Annotated in this window: 13 protein-coding genes and 1 pseudogene; 6 read left to right on the top strand and 8 right to left on the bottom strand. The window is 62.2% G+C overall.

The annotated features are described in order from the left end of the window. Positions 1-3 precede the first annotated feature (3 nt). The 3 genes from F2982_RS16155 to F2982_RS16145 form a co-directional block, all read right to left on the bottom strand. Positions 4-1,269, bottom strand: coding sequence for a cytochrome b N-terminal domain-containing protein (locus F2982_RS16155; protein ID WP_112719338.1), 1,266 nt, complete (start codon positions 1,267-1,269; stop codon positions 4-6). A gap of 14 nt (positions 1,270-1,283) precedes the next feature. Then, positions 1,284-1,862 carry a ubiquinol-cytochrome c reductase iron-sulfur subunit gene (gene petA, locus F2982_RS16150; RefSeq protein WP_112719339.1) on the bottom strand — a complete coding sequence of 193 codons (579 nt, stop codon included), beginning with the start codon at positions 1,860-1,862 and terminating at the stop codon, positions 1,284-1,286. Between the two features lie 239 nt (positions 1,863-2,101). Further along, on the bottom strand, positions 2,102-4,003 hold the full coding sequence (locus F2982_RS16145; protein WP_203428442.1) for an ABC transporter ATP-binding protein: 1,902 nt from the start codon (positions 4,001-4,003) through the stop codon (positions 2,102-2,104). Positions 4,004-4,166: 163 nt separating this feature from the next. Between F2982_RS16145 and F2982_RS16140 the strand changes: the two genes are divergently transcribed. Beyond that, a complete protein-coding gene (locus tag F2982_RS16140) occupies positions 4,167-4,397 on the top strand; it encodes a CopG family transcriptional regulator (RefSeq protein ID WP_130277828.1) in 231 nt (76 codons plus the stop codon). A gap of 6 nt (positions 4,398-4,403) precedes the next feature. On the opposite strand, the gene F2982_RS16135 is transcribed toward F2982_RS16140, so the two are convergent. The 3 genes from F2982_RS16135 to F2982_RS16125 form a co-directional block, all read right to left on the bottom strand. Beyond that, a complete protein-coding gene (locus F2982_RS16135) occupies positions 4,404-4,613 on the bottom strand; it encodes a type II toxin-antitoxin system RelE/ParE family toxin (protein ID WP_246777463.1) in 210 nt (69 codons plus the stop codon). Between the two features lie 109 nt (positions 4,614-4,722). Next, the gene (locus F2982_RS16130) at positions 4,723-4,992 is read right to left on the bottom strand and encodes a ribbon-helix-helix domain-containing protein (RefSeq protein WP_203428441.1); all 270 of its coding nucleotides are present in this window, start codon (positions 4,990-4,992) and stop codon (positions 4,723-4,725) included. Between the two features lie 100 nt (positions 4,993-5,092). Further along, entirely contained in the window at positions 5,093-6,949 is a 1,857-nt protein-coding gene (locus F2982_RS16125) for an ABC transporter ATP-binding protein (RefSeq protein WP_203428440.1), read from the bottom strand. A 376-nt stretch (positions 6,950-7,325) separates the two neighbouring features. On the opposite strand from F2982_RS16125, the gene F2982_RS16120 reads away from it, so the two are divergent. Further along, positions 7,326-7,787 (top strand): tRNA (cytidine(34)-2'-O)-methyltransferase, encoded by a 462-nt coding sequence (locus tag F2982_RS16120; protein ID WP_203428439.1) that lies wholly within the window; start codon positions 7,326-7,328, stop codon positions 7,785-7,787. Positions 7,788-7,793: 6 nt separating this feature from the next. Here the strand turns inward: F2982_RS16120 and F2982_RS16115 are convergent, their stop codons facing one another. Then, complete coding sequence (locus F2982_RS16115; protein WP_203428438.1) at positions 7,794-8,696, bottom strand: alpha/beta hydrolase; 903 nt, start codon at positions 8,694-8,696, stop codon at positions 7,794-7,796. 73 nt (positions 8,697-8,769) lie between these two features. On the opposite strand from F2982_RS16115, the gene F2982_RS16110 reads away from it, so the two are divergent. The 4 genes and pseudogenes from F2982_RS16110 (at position 8,770) to F2982_RS16095 (ending at position 12,781) form a co-directional block, all read left to right on the top strand. Continuing rightward, complete coding sequence (locus tag F2982_RS16110; protein ID WP_203428437.1) at positions 8,770-9,408, top strand: TetR/AcrR family transcriptional regulator C-terminal domain-containing protein; 639 nt, start codon at positions 8,770-8,772, stop codon at positions 9,406-9,408. A gap of 97 nt (positions 9,409-9,505) precedes the next feature. Beyond that, a complete protein-coding gene (locus F2982_RS16105) occupies positions 9,506-10,195 on the top strand; it encodes a L,D-transpeptidase (protein WP_112719347.1) in 690 nt (229 codons plus the stop codon). 13 nt (positions 10,196-10,208) lie between these two features. After that, a pseudogene (locus F2982_RS16100) lies at positions 10,209-10,750 on the top strand (OmpA family protein). A 99-nt stretch (positions 10,751-10,849) separates the two neighbouring features. Further along, positions 10,850-12,781 carry an adenylate/guanylate cyclase domain-containing protein gene (locus F2982_RS16095; protein WP_203428436.1) on the top strand — a complete coding sequence of 644 codons (1,932 nt, stop codon included), beginning with the start codon at positions 10,850-10,852 and terminating at the stop codon, positions 12,779-12,781. On the opposite strand, the gene F2982_RS16090 is transcribed toward F2982_RS16095, so the two are convergent. Next, positions 12,756-13,397 carry a dihydrofolate reductase family protein gene (locus F2982_RS16090; RefSeq protein WP_203428435.1) on the bottom strand — a complete coding sequence of 214 codons (642 nt, stop codon included), beginning with the start codon at positions 13,395-13,397 and terminating at the stop codon, positions 12,756-12,758. The genes F2982_RS16095 and F2982_RS16090 overlap by 26 nt on opposite strands. Between the last annotated feature and the right edge of the window lie 50 nt (positions 13,398-13,447).

Raw genomic sequence — 13,447 nt, 5'->3', positions numbered from 1 at the left:
CGATTATGCCTTGGCCGCAGACTTGGCACGCTTCTCAAGCACCGCTTCAGTGATCGAGTTCGGAATGCGGCGCGGCGTCTCGACGAGACCAAGCACCGGCATGGCGACCAGGAAGAAAGCGAAGTAGAGCAGAGTGCAGATCTGCGAGATGGTGGTGAACAGGCCTTCGGCAGGCTGGGAACCGAGCCAGCCCAGGATGATCGCGTTGATCACGAACAGCCAGTAGAACAGCTTGTACCACGGACGGTAAACGGCCGAACGGACCTTCGAGGTGTCGAGCCACGGCAGGAAGAACAGCACGATGATCGCGCCGAACATCACGAGGACGCCGCCGAGCTTGGAGTCGATCGGACCGACATTGAAGGTGATCGAGCGCAGCATCGCGTAGAACGGCAGGAAGTACCATTCCGGAACGATGTGAGCCGGGGTCTTCAACGGGTCAGCCGGGATGTAGTTGTCGGCGTGACCGAGGAAGTTCGGCAGGTAGAAGACGAAGTAGGCGTAGACGAGCAGGAAGATCGAAACGCCGAGCGCATCCTTGAGCGTTGCGTAAGGCGTGAAACGGACGGTGTCCGTCTTCGTCTTGACTTCGACGCCGGTCGGGTTCGTCTGGCCGGTGACGTGCAGCGCCCAGATGTGCAGGATAACAACGCCTGCGATCATGAAGGGCAGCAGGTAGTGCAGCGAGAAGAAGCGGTTCAGCGTCGGCTGATCGACTGCAAAGCCGCCGAGCAGGAACTGCTGGATCCACTCACCCACCAGCGGGAAGGCCGAGAAGAAGCCGGTGATAACGGTCGCGCCCCAGAAGGACATCTGACCCCAGGGCAGAACGTAGCCCATGAAGCCCGTCGCCATCATCAGGAGATAGATGACAACGCCGAGGATCCAGAGGATTTCGCGCGGTGCCTTGTACGAGCCGTAGTAGAGGCCACGGGCAATGTGCAGGTAGACGGCAACGAAGAAGAACGATGCGCCGTTGGCGTGCATGTAGCGCAGCAGCCAGCCGTGGTTGACGTCACGCATGATCTTTTCAACCGAGTTGAAAGCGATCGACGTGTCGGCGGCGTAGTGCATGGCAAGCACGATACCGGTCAGGATCTGAACGACCAGCATGACCGAAAGCATGGCACCGAAGGTGTAGGCATAGTTCAGGTTACGCGGAACCGGGTATGCAACGAAGCTGTCATAGATCATACGCGGCAGCGGAAGGCGCGCGTCGATCCATTTTTCCAAGCCGGTTGATGGCTCGTAGCTGGAATGGCCACTCATGTATCAGTCTCCCCTCAACCGATCTTGATCTTAGTGTCGGACACGAACGAAAAGGTCGGAATCGCCAGGTTCTGCGGCGCCGGACCCTTACGGATGCGGCCGGCCGTGTCGTAGACCGAACCATGGCAGGGACAGAACCAACCGTTATATTCGCCGGCCTGACCAAGCGGCACGCAGCCGAGATGGGTGCAGGTACCGATCATGACAATCCAGTTTTCCTTGCCCTTGCCGCCCGAGCGGTCGATGCCGGTCGCCTGAGCGTCTGCAGGAAGGTTTGCGTTGCGTGCAACCGGATCCTTGAGGTCTGCCATCGGCGTATCGTCGGCAGCCTTGATCTCTTCCGGCGTACGGTTGCGGATGAAGATCGGCTTGCCGCGCCACTTGACCGTCAGCGACATGCCGGGCGTCAAGCTTGTAACGTCGACTTCGATCGACGCCAGTGCCAGCGTCGATGCATCCGGGCGCATCTGATCGATGAACGGCCATGCGACCGAAACAGCGCCGACTGCACCCGCCATACCTGTGGTGAGATAAAGGAAATCACGGCGAGTGGGCTCTGCTGAAGCCCCGCTTGTCGTATCGTGTTCGCTCACGGCTAAACCATCCTCTGCGAATTTTTGCGGAATTCCGCCCTGCCCCTCTCGACGGCGAATCAGTCAAAGACACAATTCGGCCATAGATTCCCCGCCAATCCGGCGCGTTCTATGCTTGATCGCAAATTATGTCCAGCCTTGACAAGGGGCTGACGGCACAATGTCGCGGGAATTTTCAGATGAAATTTTCAAGTCAATCCGCAGGCTTCGCGGGTTTGCAGGGCGTTTGCGCCTAAGGTCTAGACCACGCTCGCCTCACGCCCGCTTTGCGCCCCGGCGTCCCCATCATCCGACGCGAGGAACCCGCCCGACTGGCGCGCCCACAGCTCGGCATAAAGCCCGCCCCTCTCAATCAGTGCCTCATGCGTGCCTTCCTCGATGATTTTGCCCTGATCGACGACGATCAGCCGGTCGAGGGCGGCGATGGTCGAGAGCCGGTGGGCGATGGCAAGCACCGTCTTGCCGTCCATGATCCGGTTGAGGTTCGACTGGATCGCCTCTTCCACTTCCGAATCCAGCGCCGAGGTCGCCTCGTCGAGCACCAGGATCGGCGCGTCCTTCAGCATCACCCGGGCAATGGCGATGCGCTGCCGTTGGCCGCCGGAGAGTTTGACACCGCGCTCGCCGACATGGGCGTCAAAGCTCTTGCGGCCGTTCTGATCCTGCAGCCGGTCGATGAAGCCCATCGCCTCGGCTCGGGTCGCGGCCTCGATCAGCTTGCCCTCGCCCGCATCCGGGCGGCCGAAGAGGATGTTGTCGCGCACCGAGCGGTGCAGCAGCGAAGTATCCTGGCTGACGACGCCGATCTGCATGCGCAGCGTCTCCTGGCGCACCGCAGAAATATCCTGGCCGTCAACGAGGATCCGTCCACCCTCGACGTCGTACATCCGGAGCAGCAGGCTGACGAGCGTCGACTTGCCAGCGCCCGAGCGGCCGACGATGCCGACCTTTTCGCCCGGCGCGATCGTCAGCGAGAAATTATCGATGACGCCTTTGCCCTTGCCATAGTGGAACGAGACATTCTCGAAGCGGATGCTGGGCTCGCGGATCACCAGTTCCTTCGCGTCCGGCTTGTCGACCAGACCCAGCGGCTGCGAGATCAGTTCGGCGGCGTTCTGGATCGTACCGAGATTGCGCATGATGCCGTTGAACTGCGTCATCAGGCGTCCGAGCAGGAAGTTGAGGCGCAGCACCAGTGCCAGCGAGAAGGCAACGGCACCGGAGCTCACGAGACCGCGCAGCCAGAGATCAACACTGAGCCCCGCCATCGTCACGATCATCAGGCCCGACAGCAGTGCCATGGAGGCACGCACGCCGGTGATGAAGCGTGTGAAGCGCAGCACCGTTTCCTGGTACATGTCGAAGCCCTGCCGCATGTAGCGGTCGCTTTCCTCGTCGCGGGCGAAGAGCTTCAGCGTCTGGATATTGCTGTAGGAATCGACCATGCGGCCGTTCAGCATCGAGGCGGCCTCGGCCGTCTCGCGGGAGTGATAGCGGATGCGCGGCACGAAATAGCGCGCCAGCACGCCGAAGGCGATGAGCCAGAAAAGCACGACCGCCGCGAGCGAGAAATCCAGCCGGGCGACGAGAAACAGCGTCGTCGCCGCATAGATGCCGACGAACCAGACGCTCTCCATCAGCGACGTCACGAGGTCGCCGACCGCCTGTCCCGCCGACCACACCTTGGTGACGATGCGGCCTGAAAAATCGCTCTGGAAGAAATGCAGCGATTGACGCGAGACATGCAGATAGGACTGCCAGCGCGCAAGGTTGTAGAAGCCCGGCGTGATCACCTGCTGATCGACCAGCGCCGTTAGGAAGGCGACGACGAAGCGCACGATGCCGATCAGCGCCAGCATGCCGAAGATCTCGCCGCCATGATCGGCGAGCAATCCGCTCCAGCCGACACCCGGTTTGATCGTGCTCAGAATATCGACCAGCCGGCCGACGAACCAGAACAGCGCCGCCTCGATCGCCGCCGAAATGCCGCCGAGGATAAGCATGGCGACGAAGGGCCAACGCGCCTGGCCGATATAGAACCAGATGAAACCCAGCGTCGAACGCGGCGGCTGGATCTTGTCGCGCGGACGGAAGGGATCGACCCAGTTTTCGAACAGGCTGAGGATGGGGCGCAAGAACATATCGCCGATATAGGCTGAAACCCAAAAGCGGCAAAGAGCATCGCCTCTCGCCACAACCTTATATTTTGGTAATATTCGATAATATCGGCGTGAGCGCCGTTGAATGCCGCTGACCTCAACACAATCTCGGAGTACAATCGCCGCTCAACGGAGATACCCCGGCATGGAAACGAAAATGCTGAAAGCGCATATTCCGCTTCCGCTTGCGGAACGACTTCAGGACGTAGCAAATCATCTCGGCATCGAACCATCGGCCATCGTCGGCGAGGCGATCGCCGCATGGCTGGAACGCGAGGAAGAACGTCGCCTCCTCGACCTGCGCTCGCTCGCCAGCGCCAACGCCATGTTCGTGGTCGAAACCCACCGCGTCACGGATTGGGCGGATAGTTTGTAGGCAGGCTCAGAGTGCGTCGAGAATGGATGGCAGGTCCCGTTTGCCATGCAGGACGCGCAGCACGATAATCTGACTATTGCCCGTCAGATAATAGGCGCGGATATCCTCGAAATCGCCGACTGGCCAGGCCCGTAGTCCCGCGAGCGCGGGATTGGTGAAATGCCGGGGTGCGCCGGAATTCGGCTGCTCGGCAAGACGGCCGAACGAGCGCTCCACCGAAACGATGAAACGATGAAACGATCGGCGACCGCTTCGCCGGCATTCTCCAGAAGATATGAAAACTGCGCGAGAATATCGCGCCGGGCAGCCGGTTTGACAACAAGCTTCAAGGCGCCCTCTTTCCCCGCTGCGCTGCCAGCAGATGCGCCGCCTCTTTCTTCAGGTCGCTCCAGAACTCGGCATTTGCCTCGGCGCCGTCGCCGGAAGCTAGGCCCTCAAGAAGCAGAGCCTCAAGCCGCGCATCATTCTCGCGCGCCTGTGCGTCACGGATCAGCGTGCGAAAATACTCGCTGACATTGCCATAGCCCTTGCTCGCCATCTGGCTCTCGACAAAAGCCTTGAGATTGTCGGGAAGAGAAATCGTCACCGTAGCCATTCCGGTCTCCTTGCAATGCTGAAGAGAGAATAGCCGCCTTCTTAACTGTTCTCAATAGTTAAGAAGCCCTCCCCATTTTCGCCGGGAGGGCTTCTTCTTGTCACTCCGCCGCTTCTTCCGGCTCCGCCTCATGATCGGCGAGGAAGCCGCCGGACTGGCGGGTCCAGAGATCGGCATAGATGCCGCCATGGCCGACGAGTTCACCGTGCGAGCCAGATTCGATGATCTTGCCCTTGTCGAGCACGATCAGCCGGTCCATCTCCGTCAATGTCGACAGGCGGTGGGCGATCGCGATCACCGTCTTGCCCTGCATCAGCGCGAAGAGGTTTTCCTGGATCGCCGCTTCCACTTCGGAATCGAGCGCCGAGGTTGCCTCGTCGAGCACCAGGATCGGCGCATCCTTGAGGAAGACACGGGCGATGGCGATACGCTGGCGCTGGCCGCCGGAGAGCTTGACGCCGCGTTCGCCGACCTGCGCATCGAGACCCTTGCGGCCATGCATGTCGGAGAGCCCTTCGATGAACTCCCAGGCATTCGCCCGCTTCGCCGCCTCGATCACCTCCGCGTCCGTCGCCTCAGGACGTCCATAGGCGATGTTGTCGCGGATCGAGCGGTGCAGCAGCGAGGTATCCTGCGTCACGACCCCGATCAGCGCCCGCAGGCTTTCCTGTGAGACCGCCGAGATATCCTGTCCGTCGATGGTGATCCGCCCGGCTTCCAGATCATAGAAGCGTAGGAGCAGGTTCATCAGCGTCGTCTTGCCGGCGCCCGAACGGCCGACCAGACCGACCTTCTCGCCGGCCTTGATGTCGAGCGAAAGATTTTCGATGATCCCCTTGCCCTTGCCGTAGTGGAAACCGATCCGCTCGTAGTGGATCGCGCCGCGCTTGGCCTGCATCAGCGGCGCGCCCGGCTTGTCGGTGATGTCGTGGCTCTTCGTCATCATCTCCATGCCGTCATAGACGGTGCCGATGTTCTCGAAGAGCGCCGAAACTTCCCACATGATCCATTGCGACATGCCGTTGACGCGCATTGCGAGACCAATGGCAATGGCGATCGCGCCGACCGAGATCTGGCCGTTCAGCCAGAACCAGATCGACAGGCCGGAGATCACGAACAGCGCCACGCAGTTGTTGAGATAGACGGACATGTGGAACAGCGTCACTCGCCGCATCTGGCGGTAGACCGTCTGCAGGAACTCGTCCATGCCTTCCTTGGCGTAGCTTTCCTCGCGTCCGGCATGCGAAAACAGCTTCACCGTCGCGATATTCGTATAGCTGTCGACCACGCGCCCGGTCATCATCGAGCGCGCATCGGCCTGCTGTGCCGCGATCTTGCGCAGCCGCGGCACGAAATAGGAAACAATGCCGACATAGATGCCGAGCCAGACGAGGATCGGGATCATCAGCCGCCAGTCCGCTGCCGCGATCACCACGATCATCGAGATGAAATAGGTGACGACATAGACGAAGACGTCGAGGATCTTCATCACCGTCTCGCGCACCGCCAGCGACGTCTGCATCACCTTGGTCGCAACGCGTCCGGCGAACTCGTTGGCAAAGAAAGTCATGCTGTGACGCAGCAGGAAGCGGTGCATCTGCCAGCGGGCGATCATCGGGTAATTGCCGAGCAGCACCTGATGCATGATCAGCGAATCCAGACCCGCCGCCAGCGGCAGGCCGATCAGGATCAGGGCGCCCATCATCGCCAGCCGCGGCCACTCGGTTTCCAGGAAGGTCGCCTTGTCGGCATTGGTCAGCCAATCGACGACATCGCCGAGGAACTGGAAGAGCGCTACTTCGCCAACGGCAATCAACGCCGTCAGCACCGCCATTGCGATCAGCCAGGGCGCTGCCGGCTTCGTATAGTGCCAGCAGAAGGCAAAGAGCCCCCGCGGAGGCGCAACGGGCTCCTCGACGGGAAAGGGTTTCAACCGCTGTTCGAACCAGCCAAACATGAAAATGCTCCGGAACTTATCGTCCCGCCTCCCGGCTCGCGCAAATCCGCGCATGAGCTCATATGGGAGCGGGACGCTTTGGGAACGAGGCCATAACAGCCGCGCAATGGATCAAAATGGGGGATTTTGAGAAAACGATGCGCCTTAAGCGCGCCGTGTCACCAGTGGTCGTTCGACGACTGGAAGGCGCATAAGCAGCACAATATTCATGTCGGCCCTCCCTGCTGGCGATTGAAGATGTGCACCGATAACGCGAAAATCGCGTAATTTCCAGCCGAAAATCGGCGGAAATTGAACATTTCGGGGTCAAAATGCGCCTTGTTGCACCCGAAACACACATGCTCTAGGACCGATCGACATTCTTCTGGAGACTGCGATGACCGACCTCAGACTGGCGCTCTACCAGCCGGACATTCCCGGCAACACGGGGACGATCCTGCGATTGGCCGCCTGTCTCGGCTTCGGCGTCGACCTGATCGAGCCCGCCGGCTTCGACATCTCCGATCGCAATCTGAAGCGCTCGGGCATGGATTATCTCGCCATGGCGGCACTCACCCGCCATGTCAATTTCGACCGTTTCGAGGAATGGCGCGCAACCACAGGGCGCCGTCTCATCCTGGCATCGACCAAGGCCTCTAACCCCTATACCAGCTTCGCCTTCCGCCCCGATGACATCCTGCTCTTCGGCCGCGAAAGCGCCGGCGTGCCCGACCACGTCCACGACAAGGCAGACAGCCGCATCCTGATCCCGATGGTCGAAGGCCAACGCTCGATCAACGTCGCGGTGTCCGCCGCGATGATCACCGGCGAAGCGATGCGGCAGACGGTCTGGAGCTGATCCCTTCTACGAGGCCTGCCGCACGAAGGCCGCGATGCGCGAGGCGACCGGCTCGATAAAGGCCGGATCGAGCGCATGCCCCATATGCGGGATAACAGAGAGTTCAGGCCGCGGCAGCATGTCCGCTGCCCATTCGGCATGGGCAGGCGGGAAGATCGGGTCCATGCTGCCGTGAATGACGAGGCAAGGCAGATCGAGGCGGGCTAGATCCGCAGCCGTCAAAGCCGTCGTCGCGATCTGCGCCTTGCTGTGATTGCTGTGGTTTGCCATTTTCGCCAGCTCGGCATGGCGGCGCGCGACGACCGCCCGCCCCATCGCCAGCCAGAAGCCCTCGTCGAACGGCGACTTCGGCCCAGCCGCCAAGCGGAAATTCTCGACAAAGCGGATGGCCGCCTCCTCGTCCGATTGCGTCGGAGTGCTGTTCAGCGCAATCACCGCCCGGACGTAATCGGCCGCCGGTCTCGCCAGCTGCCCCGGACTTTCAGGTTTGCCCGTGAAGGCATCGTTCTTGGGTCCGAGATCGGGAGACGACATCAGTGTCGTGATGCTGGCAACGCGCTCCGGATGTTTCAGCCCCGCCATCAATGCGGTCACCCCGCCCTGCGACAGACCGGCAATATGGCATCGTCCAATGCCGAGACAATCGAGCAGCCCGCAGGCATCGCCGACGAGATCGTCGAGCGTATAGGGCCGCTCCTCGAAATCGACATAGGTCGAAAGCCCGGTATCGCGCTGGTCGTAACGGATGACCCGAAGCTCCGCATCCGCAAGGACCTCGCAGAAACGATCGGGCCAGACGATCCCCGGCGCACTGTTTCCCATCATCAGCAGGATAACAGGATCGCCATCGCGGCCGAACTGGTCGAAAGCCAGCTCGATACCACCAACATTCACAACACCGCTTTCCATGCTCGCTCAATCAAATTTATCATCGATAAATTCACTTATCGATGATAAATTCCGCCGTCAAGTTGGAGCCGCCATGAAGATCACCCAGACAGATATCGTCCGCGAAGCCCTCATCCTCCTGAACGAGGTGGGCCTCGACAAACTTTCGACCCGGATGGTCGCCGCCCGCCTGGGCGTGCAGCAACCGGCCATTTACTGGCATTTCAAGGGCAAGCGCGAACTGATGGACGCGATGAACGCAGCAATCATGCGCTCGTCCCACCCGGCCCGCCTTCCCGATGACGGCGACGACGCCAGATCCTTTCTCGTCAAAAGCCATCGGAGCTTCCGGCGCGCGCTTCTGAGCGTCCGCGACGGCGCTCGCATCCATGCCGGCTCACGGTCCGAAGCATCGGACAACGACGCGGCCGAACGGCAGCTCGCCTTCCTGGTGGCTCGGGGCCTCACCGCCAATCTCGCGCTCCGCATCCTGATCACGCTGTCGCGTTTCACCGTCGGCTTCGTCATGGAAGAGCAATCGGAAGCCGAGCACCCGCCGCAGCTGTCGCCCGACGAAAGCGGTACGCACCCGCTGCTGACGGCCGCCTTCGCGGACTACGCCAGCCTGTCGCAGGATCAGCTTTTCCTCGATGGCCTCGATGCCATTCTCGACGGCTTCCTGGCGCAGAGCGGCAATATCGGCATCGGCGGCGCGAGTAATGCGACGGCCTGAAACTGAGATTTCAGCAGCTCCATCCAAGATTCCATCTTGAGACATAGAGAAAATCTGATTTACTGCGCCCAACTGCTTGGCTTGGGGGAAATGGCCGATGGAGTTCAAGCGCAGGGATATTATCCGCGGGGGCGTTGCGTTACTTGGTGCCGGTGCATTTCAGCATCCGGCATTTGCCGCGCCGGCCTCCTACTTTGCCGGACCCGCCGTCGATAATGGCGTGACCTATCAAAGCACGAATTTCGCCAAGATCGACAAGCGCTGGCGCCGCCAGGTCGTCAAGTATTTCAGCACCGAGCCGATCGGCACCGTCGTCGTCGATACGCGCCACCACTTTCTCTATGTGATCATGGAGAACAAGACGGCGATCCGCTATGGCGTCGGCGTCGGCCGCGAGGGTTTCCAGTGGTTCGGCCGCGCCACTGTTGACGCCAAGTCGCTCTGGCCGCGCTGGACACCGCCGCCGGAAATGCGCAAGCGCCATCCGGAACTGCCGGAATTCGTTGCCGGCGGCTCGCCGAAGAACCCGCTCGGGCCGCGCGCCATGTACCTGCACCGCGACGGCGTCGATACCGGCTACCGGTTCCACGGCACGCTCGAGCCGTGGAGCATCGGCAAGGACGCCTCCAGCGGCTGCATCCGCATGTTCAATGAGGACGCGATCGACCTCTACCAGCGCTGCCCGATCGGCACCGCCGTACAGGTCCTACCGCATATCGCCGACCAGGCCGAAACGGCGGCGCAGGTTGCCCAGCCTGCAACGGCTGCCCAGCCGCCGGTTCAATGAGGAAAGCGCCCCGATGATCGCAACGACCGGATCTCTCAGCCGCTTTGCCTGCATGGCGGCCATCCTGCTCTCGCTCTCCGCCTGCACCACCAGCAATCTCACCGCCTCCGTGGAAGAGCCGCCCGCCACGCCGATGACCGGCGAGACCAACGACCCGCCCCCGGCTTCGAGAATGTCAGCGCCGGAAGCGAGGAAGACTTCATCCTCAATGTCGGCCGCCGCACCTATTTCACGCAGGACTCCGCCACCCTCGATTCCGTCGCCAAGGCGACGCTCGACAATCAGGCGGCCTGGCTGGCGCGCAACCCGACCTGGCTGATCAAGCTGCAGGGCTTTGCCGACGATTCCGGTTCGCCAGCGGCGATGCAGTCGCTGTCGCAGAAGCGCGCCGATGCGGCCATGGCCTATCTCGTGTCGAAGGGTGTGGACCCGAAGCGCATGTGGGCCAAGGGCTATGGCAATGACCGCGAAGTGCGCGATTGCACCGACCGCTCCTGCAAGGTGCAGAACCGCCGCGTCGTCACCAACCTGCGCACCACGCCCGACGCCGTCTAGCCTTAGGCCCGCGTGAAAGCGATGCCGGCCTGAAGCCCCTCCGCCGGCATCGAAACGATATGAAAAACTGAGACATGTCCGCATTGCGAGGGACATCGCGTGCATTGGTCCAAACCCCTGCGACTGCATCTCGGCGTCCTCGTCGTGGGATCGCTGCTCTGCACCTCGACGCCGATCATCTGGCTGGCCTTCAGTCACGGCAAGCAAGCGGCCGTCAGCGCCGGGGCGCAGCAGATGCGCGAGATGAGCCTGCGGCTGATCGAGGGCTATCGCAACACGCTTCAGGGCGGCACCGAGACCGTAGCGCTGGCCTCAACGCTACCGCAGCTCGCCTCCCCGCCGCTGCAGGATCTGCAGGCCAAGCAAGATTTCTTCCTGGAAGTGCTGCGCAACATCCCGAACGCCACCAGCATCTATACCGGCTACCCTGACGGCTCCTACCTGCAGGTGATCAGCACCACGCGGCGCGACGTCCGCCAGACGCTGGCCGCCCCTGACGGCGCCGCCTTCGCAATCCGCACGATCGCCGGGCGGCAGACCGGCAGCGTCACCTCAACGCTCCGCTTTCTCGACAATCAGACCGCCTCGCTGGGTGAACGGGCCATCGACTACACCTCTTTCGATCCGCGCGAGCGGCCCTGGTACCGCTCCGCTGCCGGCGGCCATGCAGCGATCTCGGTCGGCCCCTATGTCGCGGGAACGCTGGGGGTCCCGACGCTGACGGTCGCGGCCCCGATGCGAGACGATCCCACCGTCGTGGTCGGCATCAACATCCACCTCCAGACGGTCAGCCGCCTGCTTCATGCGGAAGGCATATCGCCGAATGCGCGCGCCTATATCGTCAATGGCAGTGACGCGCTCATCGCCCATTCCGATCCGGGCGTCATGGAAAAGCTGCTGCGGGCATGGACGAAAGACCCGGGCACAGGCGATGCGACCGCCGGCAGTCTCGACACCAGCCTGCAGACCGTCGCACGGCTGCGCCATGATCCGGCCTTTGCCACCGGCGGCCTGGCGCGGCTGCAGATCGATGGCGCCCCGCACCTGATCCAGATCGCTCCGGTCGAAGTCTCCGGCCTGTTCAAGGGCGATGTCGCGGCGATCATCGTTCCACTCGACGATCTCGTCTCGCAGGCCGATCGGCTGCTCGTCCATAACCTTTTGATCGCCGCCGCCTTCCTGATCGCCGGCGTCGTGGCGTCGATCGCGCTATCGCGCATGGTCAGCCGCTCGCTGAACCGGCTGGCGGATGAAGCGCGCCTGATCGGCGATCTCGACATGCGCGAAAAGCCCGTCTCGCATTCCTGGATCACCGAGATCAACACGCTGGCAATGGCGCTGGCCGCAAGCCGCCACGCCATCCGCCAGTTCGCGCTCTACGTTCCCCGCGAGGTCGTCCGGCGCATCGTCAATTCCGACGGGCGAGCGCTCGCCGAAGCCAAGCGGCAGGAGGTAACGGCGCTCTTCACCGATATCCAGGACTTCACGACCATCTCCGAGCGGCACTCCCCCGAAGATGTCGTCGATACGCTCTCGGCCTATTTCGAGCTGCTGAACACGATCGCCGAACGCCACGGCGGCACCGTCGTGCAGTATCTTGGCGATTCCATCTTCGTCATGTGGAATGCGCCGGTGCCGGACGAAGATCATGCCGAACACGGCTGCCGCTGCGCGCTCGCCATGCAGCAGGCGATCGGCGCCCTGAACGAGAAGAACCGCGGGAACAGCCGCCCGGAACTCTTCACCCGCTTCGGCCTCCACACCGGCCCCGCCGTCGTCGGCAGCTTCGGCGCCATCTCGCGGCAGCAATACACGGCGATGGGCGACACGATCAATGTCGCCTCCCGCCTCGAAGGGCTGAACAAGCAGTTCGGCACCTCGATCCTTGTCAGCGCCGCAACCCGCGACGCCGTCATCAACAGCTTCGAGTTCCGCCCGCTCGGCCTCGTCGAGGTGAAGGGGCGCGCCGAGAAGGTCGATATCTGGGAGCTCGCCGGCGTCGCGGCTAGCGATGGAAGGTCAGGTGGATGACGCCGCTCGGCGCCGTTTCCGACTTGACCGTATAACCGGCCTCCAGCCCGCGCAGATCCTCCCACAGGCATATGCCGCGCCCGAGCAGGATCGGCGTGATCGCCACATGCAGGCGGTCCACCAGCCCGGCCTTCAGGAATTCGCGAACGACGGTCGGACCGCCCCCGACCCGCACATCCCGGCCATTGGCGACCGCAACAGCCTGCTTCAGCGCATCGGCAGGTGCCGCGCTGATGAAATGGAACGTGGTGCCACCCGCCATCTCCAGCGACGGGCGGGCCTTGTGGGTGAGCACGAAAACCGGAACCTGGAACGGCGGCTCGTCACCCCACCAGCCCTGCCAGTCGGGATCGTCAGGGTGATTATGAAGGCCGAACATGCCCGCACCCATGATCTCGGCGCCGATATTCTCGAAATATTCCCGGGCATAGTCGTCGTCGACCCCCGTCGTCCCCGCCCCGCTCGTATCCTTGAAGACGCGCTCGCGAAACGTCCGCGTCGCCATATAGGCGCCGACGAGACGCGGCCAGTCTTCACCGAAGGGAACCTCGGGCGTCTGGTCCGTCGTCGTTGCAAAACCATCGAGCGAGATCATGAGGTCGACACGTACTGCCACTGGAACTCTCCTTGCGAGGTTGCACCTAGCCACCCCAATCGTTGGAGTAT

This window comes from Rhizobium sp. BG4 (assembly GCF_016864575.1).
Lineage (GTDB): Bacteria > Pseudomonadota > Alphaproteobacteria > Rhizobiales > Rhizobiaceae > Rhizobium.
This window is presented reverse-complemented; position numbering and strand designations above follow the sequence as displayed.

Excerpts from the sequence above, each read along its gene's own strand:
- F2982_RS16105 (WP_112719347.1), top strand. The coding sequence starts at position 9,506 with ATGGAGTTCAAGCGCAGGGATATTATCCGCGGGGGCGTTGCGTTACTT.
- F2982_RS16125 (WP_203428440.1), bottom strand. The coding sequence starts at position 6,949 with ATGTTTGGCTGGTTCGAACAGCGGTTGAAACCCTTTCCCGTCGAGGAG.
- F2982_RS16145 (WP_203428442.1), bottom strand. The coding sequence starts at position 4,003 with ATGTTCTTGCGCCCCATCCTCAGCCTGTTCGAAAACTGGGTCGATCCC.
- F2982_RS16115 (WP_203428438.1), bottom strand. The coding sequence starts at position 8,696 with ATGGAAAGCGGTGTTGTGAATGTTGGTGGTATCGAGCTGGCTTTCGAC.
- F2982_RS16120 (WP_203428439.1), top strand. The coding sequence starts at position 7,326 with ATGACCGACCTCAGACTGGCGCTCTACCAGCCGGACATTCCCGGCAAC.
- F2982_RS16130 (WP_203428441.1), bottom strand. The coding sequence starts at position 4,992 with ATGGCTACGGTGACGATTTCTCTTCCCGACAATCTCAAGGCTTTTGTC.
- F2982_RS16155 (WP_112719338.1), bottom strand. The coding sequence starts at position 1,269 with ATGAGTGGCCATTCCAGCTACGAGCCATCAACCGGCTTGGAAAAATGG.
- F2982_RS16140 (WP_130277828.1), top strand. The coding sequence starts at position 4,167 with ATGGAAACGAAAATGCTGAAAGCGCATATTCCGCTTCCGCTTGCGGAA.
- F2982_RS16110 (WP_203428437.1), top strand. The coding sequence starts at position 8,770 with ATGAAGATCACCCAGACAGATATCGTCCGCGAAGCCCTCATCCTCCTG.